This is a genomic window from Streptomyces sp. NPDC050211, assembly GCF_040656035.1.
Lineage (GTDB): Bacteria > Actinomycetota > Actinomycetes > Streptomycetales > Streptomycetaceae > Streptomyces.
Genome location: NZ_JBFALC010000025.1, coordinates 73,652 through 90,685 on the forward strand (window position 1 = coordinate 73,652; position 17,034 = coordinate 90,685).

Annotated in this window: 15 protein-coding genes; 11 read left to right on the forward strand and 4 right to left on the reverse strand. The window is 69.7% G+C overall.

The genetic code is table 11. The annotated features are described in order from the left end of the window. Nucleotides 1–20: 20 nt before the first annotated feature. The 6 genes from AB0I98_RS24345 to AB0I98_RS24370 all read left to right on the forward strand — a co-directional run bounded on the left by AB0I98_RS24345 (nt 21) and on the right by AB0I98_RS24370 (nt 6,322). Entirely contained in the window at nt 21–1,232 is a 1,212-nt protein-coding gene (locus tag AB0I98_RS24345; RefSeq protein WP_362945040.1) for a prenyltransferase/squalene oxidase repeat-containing protein, read from the forward strand. Beyond that, nucleotides 1,229–1,885, forward strand: coding sequence for an SCO2322 family protein (locus AB0I98_RS24350; protein ID WP_362945042.1), 657 nt, complete (start codon nt 1,229–1,231; stop codon nt 1,883–1,885). Before AB0I98_RS24345 ends, AB0I98_RS24350 begins: the two co-directional genes overlap by 4 nt. Nucleotides 1,886–1,970: 85 nt before the next feature. Continuing rightward, entirely contained in the window at nt 1,971–3,077 is a 1,107-nt protein-coding gene (locus AB0I98_RS24355; protein WP_362945044.1) for an energy-coupling factor transporter transmembrane component T, read from the forward strand. Then, nucleotides 3,074–4,756 carry an ATP-binding cassette domain-containing protein gene (locus AB0I98_RS24360; RefSeq protein WP_362945046.1) on the forward strand — a complete coding sequence of 561 codons (1,683 nt, stop codon included), beginning with the start codon at nt 3,074–3,076 and terminating at the stop codon, nt 4,754–4,756. Before AB0I98_RS24355 ends, AB0I98_RS24360 begins: the two co-directional genes overlap by 4 nt. Next, on the forward strand, nt 4,753–5,565 hold the full coding sequence (locus AB0I98_RS24365) for an ECF transporter S component (protein ID WP_362945048.1): 813 nt from the start codon (nt 4,753–4,755) through the stop codon (nt 5,563–5,565). Before AB0I98_RS24360 ends, AB0I98_RS24365 begins: the two co-directional genes overlap by 4 nt. Before the next feature lie 337 nt (nt 5,566–5,902). Further along, the gene (locus AB0I98_RS24370; protein ID WP_362945050.1) at nt 5,903–6,322 is read left to right on the forward strand and encodes a transglycosylase SLT domain-containing protein; all 420 of its coding nucleotides are present in this window, start codon (nt 5,903–5,905) and stop codon (nt 6,320–6,322) included. Nucleotides 6,323–6,398: 76 nt separating this feature from the next. Here AB0I98_RS24370 and AB0I98_RS24375 read toward each other — a convergent pair whose 3' ends face one another. Next, nucleotides 6,399–7,517 carry an amidinotransferase gene (locus AB0I98_RS24375; RefSeq protein WP_362945052.1) on the reverse strand — a complete coding sequence of 373 codons (1,119 nt, stop codon included), beginning with the start codon at nt 7,515–7,517 and terminating at the stop codon, nt 6,399–6,401. 185 nt (nt 7,518–7,702) lie between these two features. Beyond that, complete coding sequence (locus tag AB0I98_RS24380) at nt 7,703–8,938, reverse strand: cytochrome P450 (protein ID WP_362945054.1); 1,236 nt, start codon at nt 8,936–8,938, stop codon at nt 7,703–7,705. A 269-nt stretch (nt 8,939–9,207) separates the two neighbouring features. Here AB0I98_RS24380 and AB0I98_RS24385 point away from each other — a divergent pair, with 269 nt between their 5' ends. Both AB0I98_RS24385 and AB0I98_RS24390 read left to right on the forward strand, forming a co-directional pair. Beyond that, on the forward strand, nt 9,208–10,377 hold the full coding sequence (locus tag AB0I98_RS24385; RefSeq protein WP_362945056.1) for a steroid 3-ketoacyl-CoA thiolase: 1,170 nt from the start codon (nt 9,208–9,210) through the stop codon (nt 10,375–10,377). A gap of 100 nt (nt 10,378–10,477) precedes the next feature. Then, nucleotides 10,478–13,405: a GH92 family glycosyl hydrolase gene (locus AB0I98_RS24390; protein ID WP_362945058.1), complete on the forward strand. Its 2,928-nt coding sequence runs from the start codon at nt 10,478–10,480 to the stop codon at nt 13,403–13,405. A gap of 68 nt (nt 13,406–13,473) precedes the next feature. Here the strand turns inward: AB0I98_RS24390 and AB0I98_RS24395 are convergent, their stop codons facing one another. Beyond that, entirely contained in the window at nt 13,474–13,746 is a 273-nt protein-coding gene (locus tag AB0I98_RS24395; RefSeq protein ID WP_362945060.1) for a DUF397 domain-containing protein, read from the reverse strand. Beyond that, on the reverse strand, nt 13,706–14,554 hold the full coding sequence (locus AB0I98_RS24400) for a helix-turn-helix transcriptional regulator (protein ID WP_362945062.1): 849 nt from the start codon (nt 14,552–14,554) through the stop codon (nt 13,706–13,708). The genes AB0I98_RS24395 and AB0I98_RS24400 overlap by 41 nt, the downstream gene beginning before the upstream one ends. Before the next feature lie 74 nt (nt 14,555–14,628). On the opposite strand from AB0I98_RS24400, the gene AB0I98_RS24405 reads away from it, so the two are divergent. From AB0I98_RS24405 to AB0I98_RS24415, 3 genes are read left to right on the forward strand one after another with little or no spacing between them, the layout of a single operon-like run. Next, complete coding sequence (locus tag AB0I98_RS24405; RefSeq protein ID WP_362945064.1) at nt 14,629–15,027, forward strand: ATP-binding protein; 399 nt, start codon at nt 14,629–14,631, stop codon at nt 15,025–15,027. 46 nt (nt 15,028–15,073) lie between these two features. Beyond that, nucleotides 15,074–15,928: a hypothetical protein gene (locus AB0I98_RS24410; RefSeq protein ID WP_362945066.1), complete on the forward strand. Its 855-nt coding sequence runs from the start codon at nt 15,074–15,076 to the stop codon at nt 15,926–15,928. After that, complete coding sequence (locus tag AB0I98_RS24415) at nt 15,921–17,027, forward strand: two-component regulator propeller domain-containing protein (protein WP_362945068.1); 1,107 nt, start codon at nt 15,921–15,923, stop codon at nt 17,025–17,027. The genes AB0I98_RS24410 and AB0I98_RS24415 overlap by 8 nt, the downstream gene beginning before the upstream one ends. Nucleotides 17,028–17,034 lie beyond the last annotated feature (7 nt).

The following is a 17,034-nucleotide window of genomic DNA, read 5'->3' on the forward strand; positions in this document are numbered from 1 at the left end:
GGGAGAGGCATCCGCCGATCATGAACGTCCGCCGCAGCGCCGCGGTTCTGGCCGCCCTCGTCACGATCGGCGCGGCCACGCCCGCCGTCGCCGCCCCGTCCCCCTCCCCGTCGGCAGCGGTACCGGACGGGCTGTACGGCAGCACCGACCCGACATACGACGGTGTCTGGCGCCAGTCACTGGCCCTGATCGCGCAGATCAAGTCGGACGTGAAGCCCGCGGCCAAGGGCATCGACTGGCTGCTCAAGCAGCAGTGCGAGAACGGGGCGTTCGCGGCCTTCCGCGCCGACCCCGCCAAGGCCTGTGACGCCAAGGTCATGGTCGACACCAACAGCACGGCCGCCGCGGCCCAGGCCCTGTCCCTGGCCGGCGACGGCGATCACATGGACGTCGCCGTGAAGGCCGCGCAGTGGCTGAAGTCCGTGCAGAACAAGGACGGCGGCTGGGGCTACACCCCCGGCGGACCCAGCGACGCCAACTCGACCTCCGTCGTCATCGGCGCCCTCAACGCCATCGGCCAGGACCCCGGGACCGCGGCGACCGACGGCAAGTCCCCCTTCGACGCCCTGCGCGAACTGGCCCTGCCCTGCGCCGACGGCGGCGCCTTCGCCTACCAGCCGGACAAGAAGGGCAAGCTGACCGCCAACGCGGATGCGACGGCCGCGGCCGTGGTCGCCATGAAGGGCATGAGCATGGAGTCGGCGAAGACCGCCGCCGACACGGACCTCGCCTGCACCGACACCACCCGACCCACCCCGGACCAGGCCGCCGCCAACGGCGCGTCCTACCTGGCCGAGACCGTACGCAAGGACGGCTACCTGAAGTCCGCCCTCGCCGGCGCCGAGGACCAGCCCGACTACGGCAACACCGCGGACGCGGTCGTCGCCCTCGCCGTGACCGGCGGGCCGAAGGCGGCCCAGAAGCCGCTGACCTGGCTCGAGCAGAACTCCGCGACCTGGGCCAAGCAGAACGGCCCCGCCGCCTACGCCCAGCTCATCCTCGCCGCCCACGCCACCGGCACCGACCCCCGCGACTTCGGCGGCACGGACCTGCTCAAGCAGCTCAACGCGACGGGCCCGGCCCCCCAGACCACCAAGCAGGCCGCCGCGCCCACCGAGAAGAGCGACGACGACTCCTCCTCCGACGTCTGGTGGATCGTCGGCGTCGGCCTCGTCGCCGGTATCGGCATCGGCTTCCTGCTCAGCGGCCGCAAGAAGAGGCAGCAGCCGTGAGGCTCCGCCGTGCCGCAGCACTGCTGCTGACCTTGCTCGTCCTGACGCTGGGCACCGGGCAGGCGCAAGCCGTCGGCTACCGCTACTGGTCGTTCTGGGACCGGGACGGAAACACGTGGACGTACGCCACACAGGGCCCATCCACCGCAGTCCCCTCCGACGGCGACGTCCAGGGCTTCCGCTTCGCCGTGAGCGAGGACTCAGCAGACGCGACCAAGCCCCGCGGCACCGCCGACTTCGCCTCGATCTGCGCCAACACCCCACCGAAGGACGGCAAGAAGCGGATCGCCCTGGTCCTCGACTTCGGTACGGCAACGGACGCGCCCCGGGGAGAAACCCCGCCGCGCCCCCGTACAGCCTGCGCGTCACTCTCCCCTGACGCGACAACAGCCGAGGCCCTCGCCACAACCGCCAAACCCCTCCGCTACAACACCAACGCCCTCCTCTGCGCCATCGCGGGCTATCCGAAGACGGGCTGCGGGGAGCCGGTGAGGGAGGAGAACAACAGCAACGACAACGCCTCGAAGCCGACAGAGACAGAGGGCAAGGAGAACGACGGCGGCCCGTCGGTAGGACTGCTCGCGGGCGCGGGGGTGGTGGCTTTGCTGGGCACAGCGGCGGTATGGCAAGCAAGGCGGCGCAGGAATGGCTAGTCGCCAATCCGCGGAGCCTGCGGGCAGTCGTGCCGCTGGGGCGATGGGGGTCCCCCCGCTCGAGCGAAGCCGAGAGTGGGGGAGGGTGGGCGCAGGCGGCACCCGGCCAGCGCCGGTAAGCGAACCCACCCCCCGCCTCCACCCCGGCGCCTGGTGGCTCTGGTCCCTCTCCCTCGGCACCGCCGCCACCCGCACCACCAACCCCCTCCTCCTCACCCTCCTCATCGCCACATCCGCCTACGTCGTAGCCACCTGCCGCGCCAACACCCCCACCGCCCGCTCCTACACCGCCTTCGTCAAACTCGCCCTCGCCGTCATAGCCATCCGCCTCCTCTTCGCGATCGTCCTCGGCTCCCCCATCCCCGGCACGCACACCCTCCTCACCCTCCCCGAAGTCCCCCTCCCGGACTGGGCACAGGGCATCCGCCTGGGCGGCCGGGTCACCGCCGAATCCCTCCTCGCCGCCCTCTACGACGGCCTGCGCCTCGCCACCCTCCTCATCTGCGTAGGCGCGGCGAACGCCCTCGCCAACCCGTCCCGCCTCCTCAAGTCCCTCCCGGGCGCGCTGTACGAGATGGGCGTCGCAGTGGTCGTAGCCCTCACCTTCGCGCCGAACCTCATCGCCGACGTCCAGCGCCGCCGAGCCGCCCGCCGTCTGCGAGGCCGCCCGGACAAGGGCATACGGGGCCTCGCCACCGTAGGACTCCCGGTCCTGGAGGGCGCGTTGGAACGCTCCGTCGCCCTCGCCGCCGCCATGGACGCCCGCGGCTACGGCCGTACCGCCAACGTCCCGCCGGCCGTCCGCCGTACGACCACCGCCCTCACCCTCGGCGGCCTGCTCGGCGTCTGCGCGGGAACGTACGGACTCCTCACCGCCGAAGGCGGCACGTACGGCCTCCCGGTGCTGCTCGCCGGAGTCGCCGCGGCCCTCGCCGGACTCCACCTCGGCGGCCGCCGTTCCCCGCGCACCCGCTACCGCCCGGACCCATGGGGCGCGCACGCCTGGCTGGTCACCGCATCCGGCGTGGCCGTGGCCGCCGCCCTCACCCTCGCCGCGACCCACGACCCGGCCGCACTCCACCCCGGCCTCGTCCCCCTGGTCGCCCCCACCCTCCCCCTCTGGCCCGCGGCAGCAGTACTCCTGGCCCTGCTCCCCGCTTTCCTGATCCCCGCCCCAAAGGAAGATCCATGATCCGCTTCGACGATGTCTCCGTGACGTACGACGGAGCGGCCGAACCCACCGTCAGGGGCGTCGACTTCGAGGTCCCCGAGGGCGAACTGGTCCTGCTCGTCGGCCCGTCCGGCGTCGGCAAGTCGACCGTCCTCGGCACGGTCAGCGGCCTCGTCCCGCACTTCACCGGCGGCACCCTGCGCGGCCGCGTCACGGTGGCCGGCCGCGACACCCGCACCCACAAGCCACGCGAACTCGCCGACGTGGTCGGCACGGTGGGCCAGGATCCCCTCTCCCACTTCGTGACGGACATCGTCGAGGACGAACTCGCCTACGGCATGGAGTCATTGGGCCTGGCCCCGGACGTGATGCGCCGCCGGGTAGAGGAAACCCTGGACCTGCTGGGCTTGGCCGACCTCCGCAACCGCCCGATCGCCACCCTCTCCGGCGGCCAGCAACAACGCGTCGCCATCGGCTCGGTCCTCACCCCCCACCCAAAGGTCCTCGTCCTTGACGAACCGACCTCCGCCCTCGACCCGGCCGCCGCCGAAGAGGTCCTAGCCGTCCTGCAACGCCTGGTCCACGACCTAGGCACGACGGTACTGATGGCCGAACACCGCTTGGAGCGCGTCGTCCAGTACGCCGACCAGATCGCCCTCTTCCCCGGCCCCGGAGCCACCCCGATCCTCGGCCCCCCGGCCGAGGTGATGGCCGTATCCCCGGTATACCCACCGGTGGTAGCCCTGGGCCGCCTGGCGGGATGGACCCCACTGCCGCTGACGGTCCGGGACGCACGGCGGCGGTCGGCGGACCTACGGCAACAGCTAGAAGAACGGGACAGCATCGCCGTCAAGGGGCGCGGGGAACTGCGCGACCAGCCACAACACACCTGCACCCGCCAACAACCCACACCCCCCACCCCCTTGGGCGCCCCCACCCCCCACCGCTGGTTCCGCCGCAAACGCACCAACACCACCCCCCAATCCCCCCACGCAGCCGACATACAAGCCCTCTCCGTAACCCGAGACCACATCCACGCCCTCCGCAACATCACCCTCACCATCACCCCCGGCGAAACCATCGCCCTCATGGGCCGCAACGGCGCCGGAAAATCCACCCTCCTCAACACCCTGGTCGGCCTCGTAAAACCCACGGAGGGATCCGTCACCACCGGCGGAGCCGTCGGCCTGGTCCCCCAGGAGCCCCGCGACCTCCTCTACGCCGACACAGTCGCCGCCGAGTGCACAGCCGCAGACGCCGACGCCGGCGCAGCGCCCGGCACATGCCGCACCCTCGTCTCCGACCTCCTCCCCGGCATCCCGGACGACACGCACCCCCGCGACCTCTCCGAGGGCCAGCGTCTGACGCTCGCCCTGGCGGTCGTACTCACCGCCCGCCCCTCACTCCTGCTCCTCGACGAGCCGACCCGAGGCCTCGACTACGCGGCGAAGGCCCGTCTGGTCACGCTCCTGCGCGAACTGGCCGCACAGGGCCACGCGATCATCCTCGCCACCCACGACGTGGAACTCGCCGCCGAACTCGCCCACCGGGTGATCCTCCTGGCAGAGGGCGAGGTGATCGCCGACGGCCCGACAGCCGAGGTGGTCGTCTCGTCCCCCTCCTTCGCCCCGCAGGTGACGAAGATCCTGGCCCCCCAGCGGTGGCTCACGGTCACGCAGGTGAGGGAGGCCCTGGCATGAGTCCACGCGTGGTCCCCCTCGGCCCCCGCTCCCTCACCGCCCTCGCCCTCGTCAGCGCGGTGGGAGTGATCGCGTTCGGCTGGCCCTTCCTCGCCCCGCCCACCTCCCAGGTCAGCGCCCACGCCCAGGACGCCCCCTGGCTGTTCGCGGGCCTCCTCGTGCTCCTCGTCGCGGTCGTGGCGGCGACGATCTCCGAGTCGGGGCTCGGCCCGAAGGCGGTGGCGATGCTGGGTGTGCTCGCCGCGACCGGCGCGGCCCTGCGCCCCCTCGGCGCAGGGACGGCCGGTCTGGAGCCGATGTTCTTCCTCATGGTGCTGAGCGGCCGCGTCCTCGGCCCGGGCTTCGGCTTCGTCCTCGGCTCGGTGACCATGTTCGCGTCGGCGCTGCTCACGGGTGGGGTGGGCCCGTGGATGCCGTTCCAGATGCTGGCGATGGGCTGGTTCACGATGGGCGCGGGCCTGCTGCCGGGCGCCGGGCGTCTGCGGGGCCGTACCGAAATCGTCCTCCTCGCCGCGTACGGATTCCTGGCGGCCTTCGCCTACGGCACGGCGATGAACCTGGCGGGCTGGCCCTTCATGGGTGCGCTCGCCTCGAACATCGCCTTCGACCCGCACGCGGCGGTCCCCGCGAACCTGGCCCGCTTCATCGCGTACTGCGTGGCCACGTCGCTCGGCTGGGACCTGGGCCGTGCGCTCGTCACGGTCGTTCTCACCGTCACGCTCGGCCCGGTGATCCTCAGAGCGCTGCGCCGGGCCACGCGACGGGCGGCTTTCGAGGCGCCGGTCACATTCGACGCTCCCGCTGGGTGAGAGGGCGTGGACCGTCTGTCAGTGAGGCGGTGAACCACCCCACATGACTCAGATCACCTACGACCCCGCTTAGTCGGACAAAACGGATGCCATGCCCACGCTAATCCGCCCTCTGACCTGCACATAGAGAGCCACGTCACACGGGCCACGATCACCCCAGATGCGACCACAACTAGTAAAAGGGGTCATTGCGGACCCCCTCCCGGGCTGCTTCTCTGGATGACGTCGCACGGCGCCGACGTGCCCTCAGGGCCGCGGCGCCGACGCATGTTCCCCACCGCCTCCGTGCGGCACCGGCATGTCCGCGGCGCACTGTCCCCGAAGAAAAAGGTTCTCCGTGTCTGTCTCCCGCATCGCTCGCCGCATCGCGTCCCCGAAGAAGGCCCTCACGACCGCCGCCGTGGCCGCTGCCGCCACCGGCCTGGTCCTGACCGCGGCCCCGGCACACGCGGCGCCCGCTTCCTCCGCCGCCCAGGCGAAGGCGATCGCGAAGCAGATGATCCCGAACACCGCTCAGTACAACGCCTTCAGCAAGATCGTCGAGCACGAGAGCGGCTGGGACGTCGACGCCATGAACGCCTCCTCCGGCGCCTACGGCCTGGTCCAGGCCCTGCCGGGCTCGAAGATGGCCTCGGCCGGCTCCGACTGGAAGACCAACGCCAAGACCCAGATCGAGTGGGGTCTTGACTACATGAACGACCGCTACGGCAGCCCGGTCGGCGCCTGGAACTTCTGGCAGGCCAACGGCTGGTACTGATCCCGGCCCCCACAGCAGGCGAAGGCGGCGGCCCCCCGATCCCCGGGGCCGCCGCCTTCGCCGTACCCGCTTCTCCTCACGCGTAGGACTCCAGCGTCCCGCGGCGGCGGATGTCGAGAGTCGCGCAGTGGAAGGAGCCGCCGAAGGGGGCGTAGTGCATCAGGTCGGAGGGGACGGGCTCGAAGCCCCAGGATTCGAGGGCGCGCAGCATCCTGGTGTGGTGGCGTTCCGCGATCACGCGGGTGCCGTCGAGCATGAGGACGTTCATGCTGAGCCACTTGCCGCACATCGAGGTGACCTTGAGCAGGCGCTCGTCGATCGGGTCCGGCTCGGGGGCGATGAGGACGTCCCAGGACTTCAGGACGTCGGGGAGATGGTCCACGTCGATGTACTCGGGGTTGACCAGGACCTTTCCCGGCGCGAGCGGGAGGAAGGTCGTGTCGATGTGCATCGGCGTGCGGCAGCGGCTCTCGATCTCGTGGATGCGGTAGCCGGGGCCGAGGTGGCGGCGCAGCCACTCGATGCCCATGCGGTTGGTGACGTTGCTCCGGGTGACGAAGATGTCCCGTCCCGCGCGTACGAAGTCCGCGGCATCGAAGACCGGTTCAAACTCGGTGAGGATGTAGCGCATCGGCTCGCCGGGCCCAGGGACACGGAAGTCCGGGTCGAACAGGTCGTCGGTGAGCTGCGGCTTCGGTGCCGCCGTCCAGCGCGCGCCGCGCCGGAAGTAGTCCTTCAGGAGCGTGCGGTAGGGGTGCGTCTCGAAGTACCGGCACGGCCAGGCCATCGGTGTCTCGATGATCTCGTCGCCGATCACGAGCATGCTGTCGCGCGGACAGCTGGTGCAGAAGCCGTACGACGACCAGTCGGGGGTGCCGAAGCGGCGCCGTTGGTCGACCGGGGCGGGGCGGGTGACCGTGACGCCGAGGGAGCGCAGCAGCGCGACGAACTGATCGAGTTCCTGCCGCGCCGGCTCGATCAGCACGCGCGGATACCGCAGGCCGGCGGCGATCCCCTGCATCCGTGCCGCCCACCCCGGAATGTTGCAGGTCACGACCGGGTGGCCGGAGGGGATGGTGGCGCCGTCGAGACGTCCGACGATGACCTCCTCCAGCGGGTCCCACTCGTTGTGGGAATTGACCGGGGAGGCGAGGGGTTCCGCCGCGGGCGCGGCAGTGGTGGAGGTTGCGGTCATGGTCCGGCGCTTTCGGTCACGGGCTGGCAAAAGCTCGGTCACCGAGTTGCCAAATCTCCGCGAGTCATGCCTCCGCTACGTCCGGTGAGGTGTCGCGGGGGAGGCAGGAACGGGGCGTAGGAGGATGCTCCTGCCTCCCTCGGGACGGGCCGGCGACGCGCCGGGAGCAGCCGCCGGCCCGAGCGTCAGCCCAGGCTCACCTGGAGCTCCTTCACACCGTTGATCCACGCCGAGCGCAGCCGCCGCGGGTCACCCACCAGCCGCAGATCCGGCATCGCGTCGGCGATCGCGTTGAAGATCAGGTCGATCTCCAGGACCGCCAGGGACTTGCCGAGGCAGTAGTGCGGGCCTCCCCCGCCGAAGCCGAGATGCGGGTTCGGATCGCGGGTGATGTCGAAGGTGTCGGGGTTGTCGAAGACCTCGGGGTCGTGGTTGGCGGCGGCGTAGAAGATGCCGACCCGGTCGCCCTTCTTGATCTGCTTGCCGCCGAGTTCGGTGTCCTGGGTGGCGGTGCGCTGGAAGGAGTTGACCGGGGTCGCCCAGCGGACGATCTCCTCGGCGGCGGTCGCCGGACGCTCCGCCTTGTACAGCTCCCACTGCTCGGGGTTCGTGAGGAAGGCGTGCATGCCGTGGGTGATGGCGTTGCGCGTGGTCTCGTTGCCCGCCACGGCCAGCATCAGCACGAAGAACCCGAACTCGTCCGAGTTGAGGTTGCCTTCGTCCTCGGCCGACACCAGCGTGGTCACGATGTCCTTCGCGGGGCACTGCTTGCGGTCGGCGGCCATGTTCATCGCGTAGGCGATGAGCTCGGTGGCCGACTCCTGGCCGACCTCCTCGGTGATCGCGTACTCCGGGTCGTCGTACGAGATCATCTTGTTGGACCAGTCGAAGATCTTGGCCCGGTCGTCCTGCGGGATGCCGATCAGCTCGGCGATGGCCTGGAGGGGCAGTTCGCAGGCGACGGAGGTGACGAAGTCGAAGGGGCCCGGGTGGGCGCGGGCCTCCGTCACGATGGAGCCCGCCCTCGCCCTCAGCCGGTCCTCCAGCGCCCGTATCGCGCGCGGCGTGAAGACCCGCTGGACGATCTGGCGGACCCGGGTGTGCTCCGGCGGATCCATGTTGAGCAGGATCAGGCGCTGGGCGTCGATCGCGTCCCGCTCGATGTGCTCGTTGAAGCGAATGATCGCGGTGTTGAGGTAGGAGGAGTAGAGCTCGGGGTGCGTCGAGACGTACTTGACGTCCGCGTGCCGGGTGACGGCCCAGTACCCCTCGTCCTGGAAACCCGCCAGGTTGGACGTCTGGGGGATCCAGCGGACCGGTTCGGCGCGGCGCAGCTCGGCGAACTCCGGGAGGGGGACTCGGTGTTGCAGCAGATCGGGGTCGGTGAAGTCGAACCCGTCGGGAAGCGCTGGACAGGACATCGGCGGCTCCGGCCATCTGACGGTCCATCAGTAACGGGGAATCGCCGTGAAGGTAGTAACGGGTTCTACAAGTAGCAAGGGGTACGGCGCACCCAATTGCGTGCAGAACTCGTGCAGATCGCAACTTCGGAGGCTGCACGACCCTTGCGGCGATGGACGCCGTGTCAGCAAACTGCAAGACAGAACTAGAACGCGTACTAGTTCTGCGTGGCGGGCTGGGCCGGGACGCCCCCGCGCCGCGCGGGTAACCCGAGGAAGGACCACCCCCCATGGCCGCGGAACCCGTGATCGTCGAAGCCGTACGCACCCCCATCGGCAAGCGCGGCGGTGCGCTCGCCAACCTCCACCCCGCCTATCTCCTGGGCGAGACCTACCGTGAACTCCTCGGCCGCACCGGCATCCCCGCCGACTGCGTCGAGCAGATCGTCGGCGGCACCGTCACCCACGCCGGCGAGCAGTCCATGAACCCCGCGCGCACCGCGTGGCTGACCATGGGCCTGCCGTACGAGACGGCCGCCACGACCGTCGACTGCCAGTGCGGCTCCTCCCAGCAGGCCTCCCACATGGTGGCCAACATGATCGCCGCGGGCGTCATCGACGTCGGCATCAGCTGCGGCGTCGAGGCCATGTCGCGTGTGCCGCTGGGGTCGGGCTCCAAGCACGGGCCCGGGAAGCCGTTCCCCGAGGAGTGGAACGTCGACCTGCCCAATCAGTTCGAGGCGGCGGAGCGGATCGCCCGCCACCGTGGGCTGACCCGCGAGAACGTCGACTCCCTCGGGTTGATCTCCCAGGAGCGGGCCGCGGGCGCCTGGGCCGAGGAGCGGTTCAAGCGCGAGACCTTCGCCGTCCAGGTGCCGACCACCGAGGACGAGCAGCGCGCCGGGCAGGGCATGTGGCGGCTCGTGGACAAGGACGAAGGCCTGCGGGACACGTCCATGGAGGCGCTCGCCGGGCTCAAGCCGATCATGCCTACGGCCGTCCATACGGCGGGCAACTCGTCGCAGATCTCCGACGGTTCGGCCGCCATCATGTGGGCGTCGAAACGGATGGCACGGGCGCTGAAACTCCGCCCCCGGGCCCGGATCGTCGCCCAGGCCCTCGTCGGCGCCGACCCCCACTTCCACCTCGACGGACCGATCGACGCGACGCGTGCCGTGCTGGGCAAGGCGGGCATGACCCTCAAGGACATCGACATCGTCGAGATCAACGAGGCCTTCGCGTCGGTGGTGCTGAGCTGGACCCAGGTCTTCGAGCAGGACCTCGCGAAGGTCAACGTCAACGGTGGCGCCATTGCCCTTGGGCATCCGGTGGGCGCGACAGGGGCCCGCCTGATCACCACCGCCCTGCATGAACTGGAACGCGCGGACAAGGAGTTCGCGCTCATCACCATGTGCGCGGGTGGCGCGCTGTCCACCGGCACGATCATTCAGCGGCTGTAGCCACCGGTCGTTGACCTGCGGGTCAACCGGACGTCGGACGAACAACGCCTTCGGGCCGGATACTTGCGCGATTCCCATCCCCGCGTGAAAGGGAACGCGCATGCCCTTCTGGAAATCCGCGCGCACGTGGCGCCTGCCCGTGCGCGCGGCCTGCTCCCTGGCCGCACTGCTGTCGACGTCGCTCGTCGCCGCCCCGACCACCGCGGCCTCGGAGCTCGCGCCCTTCGAGGCCGTCGACCAGTTCATCGGCACCGAGATGGACACGACCCAGAACAAGAGCAACGACGCGTACGGCAACACCTACCCGGGCGCCGCCGTGCCGTTCGGGATGGTGCAGTCGAGCCCGACCACGTACAAGCCGGGCCCGGCGCTCGTCGGCGAGAAGGGCGGGTACGAGTACACGGCCGACCTCATCCGCGGATTCGGCATGACGCGGTACTCCGGCTCCGGCTGCACGGGCCGCTACGGCGGATACGAGTTCCCGGTGATCCCCTTCGCCGGAGACCTCGACAACGATGTCCTGCCGGTCGATCCCTCGACGAACATCAAGGACTACTACCTCGGCTTCGACCACGCGAACGAGACCGCCGAGCCCGGCTACTACTCGGTCGACCTGGACAACGGCGTCACCGCCGAACTCACGGCGAGCGCGCGCACGGCCGTGAGCACCTTCGACTTCCCCAGGAGCGGGGATTCGACGCTCCTCCTCGACGTGTCGGGGCCGAACAACCGCACCTTCGGCAGCGAGGTGACGATCGACCCCGAGACCCGCACCGTGAGCGGATGGATGCACGGGGTCGACGTGTGCGACAACGGCAACTACTACAAGGCGTACTTCTCGACCACGTACGACAGGGACTTCGCGTCGTACGGCGTCTGGAAGGACGGCGCAATGACCGCCGGCGCGACGCACGTCCTGAAGAGCACGGACGACGTGGGCGTCGACTACCGGCACGACACCGGCGCCTGGATCACCTTCGCCGACGGCGCCAAGGTGACCTCGAAGACCGGCCTCAGCTACGTCAGCGTGGAGAACGCCGCCGAGAACCGTGACCGGGAAGTCGGCAAGGCGGGCTTCGGCACCGTCCGGGACCGGGCGGCACGCCTCTGGAAGGACGCGCTCGGCACGATCGACGTCGACGGCGGCACCGACGAGCGGCGTACGACGTTCTACACGGCCCTCTACCACGCCTTCCTGCACCCGAACGTCCGCGACGACGTGAACGGCGAGTACCTCGGCTACGACAACAAGGTCCGCACCGTCGAGCGCGGCCGTCACTTCTACAAGAACTTCGTGGGCTCCGGCTGGGACATGTACCGCAGCCAGGCGCAGCTCATCGGGCTCACGTTCCCGAAGGTGGCGAGCGACATCAACCAGTCGATCGTGCAGCTCACCCGGCAGACGGGCTCCTGGGCGCCGGGAGCGGCCCGTATGCAGGGGGACAACCTCCAGGTGATCGTGTCGACGCTGGACGACATGGGGGCGACCGACTACGACCGCGAGGCCGCGCTGAAGTCCATGGTCTCCACGCAGCGGCTTCCGGCGACGCGGACGACCCGCACGGACGGCTACCAGTACCTCGCCACCGGGATGATCGAGAACCGCAAGGGCGACTTCGCGACCTCACGGGTCCTGGAGTACTCCATCGACGACTTCGCGATCGCCCAGCTGGCGCAGCGGCTCGGCGACAAGCGGTCGTACGACGTCTTCATGGCGCGCGCCCAGAACTGGATGAACGTCTTCGACCCGCAGACCCGGCACATCCGCCCGCGCGAACGCACCGGCTTCGACCGGAACTTCGACCTGCGGGTACGAGAGGACGGCGCGGGGCGCGGCCAGTTCAACCAGTCGACCGGTTATCAGTACGGCTGGCTCGTCCCGCACAATCTCGCGGCGCTCATCGAGAAGCGCGGCGGGATCGAGGCGTCGACGACGGCGCTCGACGTCCTGATGGAGCAGCTGGACGCGGGTGCGTACACCCAGACCGGGAGCTACCTCTCCAACCAGCCGGCGTTCAGCACGCCGTGGGTCTACAACTGGCTGCGGGCACCCGAGAAGACAACGGACGTGCTGCACAGGGCCGTTGAGGAGCTGTACGACACCTCGCCGTCCGGCCTGCCGGGCAACGACGACCAGGGTTCGCTGAGCGCGTGGTACGTCTTCGCCCACCTCGGTGTGTTCCCGACGATCTACGGCACCGGTGACCTCGTCGTCAGCGCGCCGATGTTCGGGAGGATCACCATCGATCCCGTGGGCGTGGACCGCCGGGACATCAGCATCAGGGCCAAGGGCGTCGAGGACGGGAAGCGGTACACCACCGGGCTGCGCGTCAACCGGGCGCCGCAGAGCGCGACTTGGATCGATGCGCGGTTCGTTCGCTCCGGGGGCACGCTCGACTTCTCGATGTCGGCCACTCCGGGGACATGGGGCACCGGCGCGGGCGATGTGCCGCCCTCCTACGCCGACGGCACCGACGCGCGCAACAACGCCGGTACGACTCCCGACGGGCGGGGCGACCTCGGCTCACTCGACCTCAGCGACTGGTCCCTCTCCCGCGAGAGCCTCGCGGCGGCCGGGGCATCTCCCGGCGCCCGGCTCCCGCTCGCCGGTACGGGGATCACGTTCACCTGGCCCGACACCGCGCCGGGCACGCCGGACAACTGGATCCCGCACGGCCAGCGCATCGACCTGCCGAACGCACCGGCCGAAAGTGTCTCCTTCCTCGGCCTGGCGACGAACGGCCCCTCGGCGGGAACGGCGACGGTGGTCTATACGGATGGCTCGACCCAACGGGTCCCCGTCGAACTCCCCGACTGGGCCGCGCCCGCGTCGGCGGGCAACACCGCGCTCGTCACTGTCACGGGCCGCAACAACGCGGCCGGACCGAGCAGCGACGGCACGTTTCGCGTTTTCGCGACGAGCCCGGCGGGGCTCGACCCCGGGAAGGTCGTCGACGCGGTTCTCCTGCCGGAGGGCAGCGATCGGGGGGTGATGCACGTCTTCGACGTCGCGATGAAGGGGTCTTAGACGTTTTTTGGCGGCTGCGGGTCCGTTGTGGCTGGTCGCGCAGTTCCCCGCGCCCCTTCGGGGCGCTCCTAGTCGGCGGCGGTCCAGGAGAGGAAGGTGGTGAACGCGGCGGGATCGAGGGTGAGCATCGGTCCCGCCGGGTTCTTGGAGTCGCGGACGGCGATGGTGCTGCAGGGGGCTTCGGCGATCTCGACGCAGTCGCCACCTTGATCGCTGCTGTGCGTGGACTTGCGCCAGGCCAGGGCCCCGATCGGCGAGCATTCGACGCAGTCGCCGCCTTGGTCGCCGCTGTAGCTGGACTTACGCCACTGGATCCCCGCCGGAATCGCGTTGCTCGCCATAGCGTTCCTCCATTACCCGCCGCATCAGGTCCGCCGAATCCCTGAGGGAGAGCGCGGCGGCTTGCAGATGATCGTAACGGAGCGAGCAGTCTTTGACGGTGTCCGGGTTGGCGGTGGGATGCCCGCTGCCGTAGCCCTCCGTGTAGACGATGGTCGGGTCGCTGGGAAAGCGGTAGAGGTTGAATGAGCCTTGCAGCCCCGCATGCGCACCCGCCGAGAACGGCAACACCTGCACATTGATCCGCGGGTTGCTCTCGAAGCCCAACAGATGCGCGAGTTGGTTCCGCATGACCTCACGGCCACCGATCTCCTGGTACAACGCGGCCTCGCTGACGATCATCCAGAAGACCGGCGACTCCTGCTTCTCGAAGATGCGCTGACGAGCCAGTCGCACGGCGGTGCGGTCGTCGAGGTTGGACTCGTCCAGCACGCTGAGGACGGCACGGGCGTATGCCTCGGTCTGGAGGAGGCCATGGACCATGTGCGTCTGGAAGGTGCCGATCTCCGTGGCCCGTACTTCGAGTTCCGCCACCTGTTGAAACCAGGCCGGTAGTTGACTACGCAGCACCAGATCGACCAGCCGGTACAGCAACCCGCCCGTCTCCAGCGCCGCATCCGCCCGCTGGCTGAACTCCGGCGTCGGCAGCTTCCGGGCCGTTTCGATCTGGCCGACCATCGAGCCGGTGTAGTTGAGGATGTCGCCGAGCTGGCGTTGCGTCAGGCCGGCGGCCTCTCGGTGGCGGCGCAGCTCGAAGCCGTAGTAGTCGAGCGGCGAGGCTCCCGGATCAAGGACATTGATGTGCGTCACTGACAGCCCCCACTGCAGAGCCAGTTGTATCCGTTCGGTAGCCCACAGTAGTCGCGCCAGGCCAACCTCGTAGTGTGAACGAACCAATCCAGTACGCCATGCGCCTCACCGTCGGCGCACACTCGGCTCGCCATATCCGCCGTATCGTCCGCTCGTTGCTGCGCGAGTGGGGGATGGCGGAGCTGTCCGACGCGGCCGAACTGGCCGTGACCGAGCTGGTCGCCAATGTCGTACGGCATGTTCCGGACCGGCGGTGCCAGCTGGTGGTGCTGCGGCAGGCGGGGGCCGGAGTGCGGGTGGAGGTGTCCGACGGGTGCTCCCGACTGCCTTCTCTGCGGAGCGAGTTGCCGCCGGAGGCGGAGGGCGGGCGGGGGCTGGTGCTGCTCGATGCGGTGGTCGACAAGTGGGGCGTGGACCGGCGGGCGGACGGTGGGAAGACCGTGTGGTTCGAGTGCCGTAGCCCGAGCGGATGAGTGGCTTTCGGGAGGGGTCCCGACCGGTGGCCGGTTGAGTTGGGGCGTGAGCAGACTCGTCCCCCGGTTTGAAAGCACCGCGGCCCTGATCCAGGCGACCAACGAGGTGCGGGAACAGGTCGTGCGCGCGCTCGCCGCGTACATCGAACTGTCCGGCCGGATGCGGGAGTTCGAGGACACGTTCAGCACCCAGGTACTGCATGCCGCGCAGCAGCTGCACGACATCATCGGGCAGCGCAGGCGCCTGGAGGCGGAGCTCGACCGGATCCGTACGCGGATCGAGCGGGACGGCTACGAGAGCGCCCAGGAGATCGAGGACGACGTCCACGCCGTGCTCACCGCCGAGCCGGACGACGCGGCGGAGACGGCCCGGCATGGTGCCGTCCCCGACGCCGAGGACGAGCCGGGTGCGGGCGAGGGCGACGAGGGACTGGACGACGCCGCGCGCAAACGCATCGTCCGGGACTTCAAGCGCGTCGTCCTCCCCTCGGTCCACGCCGACACCTCGGACGCCTCCTTCGCGGTCTTCGATGTGGCGTACTCCGCGTACAAGGCCAAGGACTACGTCGTCATGGAGGCCCTCGTCATCCAGTACCGCGGCGAGATCGGCGCGGAGGACGACGCCGGGCGGACCGTGCTCCAGGAGGAGGCCGCGGCCCGGCTGGGCGAGTACCGGGCGGCGGCGCGGCGGCTGGACGAGCGGCTGCGGTCCGTCCGGCGGCACGTCACCGATGCCGAGGTCCACAACCCGGAGGAGACCCGGCTGCGGATGCAACAGCGCAACGAGCAGATCCGGCGGGCCATCGACGAGGAGGCCGAGCACGTGCTGGAACTCCGCCGCCGTCTGGAAGCACTCCTCGACAGCGCACGCGACGGATCGGATGGGACCGCCGATGAATGACAAATCACTGCGCCGCTGGTCGTCCCGCGGGCCCACGGCCCGCAGCGACGTACGCGACCTGATGAGGGAGTTCCTCAAGGAGGACGAGCAGGCCGAGACCCTGGAGTGGGACTCCTTCACCACGGCGAACGGACTGCCGCACAACTGGATCTACGACCTGTTCCAGGACTCCGCCGGACGCGTCTGGGCCGGCACCTGGGGCGGCGGTCTCGCCCTCTACGAGCACGGCACCTGGCGCGTCTACGACCGGCGGCACGGGCTCGCCAGTGACGCGGTGACCTGCCTCGCCCAGGACGCGCAGGGGACGATCTGGGCCGGGACGAACGCCGGGCTGAACCGCCTCGACGACAAGAGCGGCAGGTTCGTCAAGGCGGGACTGACCGGGAAGAGCATCCTGAACATCCACTTCGACCGCGAGCAGAACCTGTGGGTCGGTTGCTGGCGGGCCACCAGTTCGGGCGGCGGTCTGCACCGGTTCGACGGGCGGAACTGGCATGCCATCTCCAAGAAGGACGGCCTGCCGAGCCTGGAGATCCTGAAGGTGTTCGAGGACTCGCGCGGTCACATCTGGGTGGGCACCTACGAGCACGGACGCGGCGCCGGCGTCGGCCGCTGGGACGGCTCGTCGTGGCAGCGGTTCACGCGCCGGGACGGCCTGATCAACGACTGCGTGTACTCGATGTTCGAGGACCCCGAGGGCCGGATGTGGTTCGGCACCCTCGGCGGCATCTCGGTCTACGACGGGCGCAGTTGGCACCGTATGACCATGATGGACGGTCTGGTGGACGACCGGGTCTACGCGATGTTCATCGACCGGGACGACAAGATGTGGTTCGGCACCGAAGGGGGCGTCAGCCGCTATGACGGCACGGCGTGGGAGTCGTTCACCCGCGACAACGGCCTGGTGGAGAACCTGGTGCGGGCGATCATGCAGGACCGCGACGGGAACCTCTGGTTCGGCACCTACCCGTACGCGCCCGACGCGGGCGGCATCAGCCGGGCCCGCAAGCGCGAGAGCCGCCAGGACATCGCCGAGGTGACCCGGCGCTACCTGCAGCCCGGCTCCCCCGGCTCCAGAAGGGAACTGCCTGGCGAGTGACCGCGGC

What these genes read in the sequence shown, in the direction of transcription:
- AB0I98_RS24380 (WP_362945054.1), bottom strand. Translation starts at nt 8,938, where the DNA reads ATGTCCTGTCCAGCGCTTCCCGACGGGTTCGACTTCACCGACCCCGAT.
- AB0I98_RS24375 (WP_362945052.1), bottom strand. Translation starts at nt 7,517, where the DNA reads ATGACCGCAACCTCCACCACTGCCGCGCCCGCGGCGGAACCCCTCGCC.
- AB0I98_RS24390 (WP_362945058.1), top strand. Translation starts at nt 10,478, where the DNA reads ATGCCCTTCTGGAAATCCGCGCGCACGTGGCGCCTGCCCGTGCGCGCG.
- AB0I98_RS24365 (WP_362945048.1), top strand. Translation starts at nt 4,753, where the DNA reads ATGAGTCCACGCGTGGTCCCCCTCGGCCCCCGCTCCCTCACCGCCCTC.
- AB0I98_RS24395 (WP_362945060.1), bottom strand. Translation starts at nt 13,746, where the DNA reads ATGGCGAGCAACGCGATTCCGGCGGGGATCCAGTGGCGTAAGTCCAGC.
- AB0I98_RS24415 (WP_362945068.1), top strand. Translation starts at nt 15,921, where the DNA reads ATGAATGACAAATCACTGCGCCGCTGGTCGTCCCGCGGGCCCACGGCC.
- AB0I98_RS24345 (WP_362945040.1), top strand. Translation starts at nt 21, where the DNA reads ATGAACGTCCGCCGCAGCGCCGCGGTTCTGGCCGCCCTCGTCACGATC.
- AB0I98_RS24385 (WP_362945056.1), top strand. Translation starts at nt 9,208, where the DNA reads ATGGCCGCGGAACCCGTGATCGTCGAAGCCGTACGCACCCCCATCGGC.
- AB0I98_RS24360 (WP_362945046.1), top strand. Translation starts at nt 3,074, where the DNA reads ATGATCCGCTTCGACGATGTCTCCGTGACGTACGACGGAGCGGCCGAA.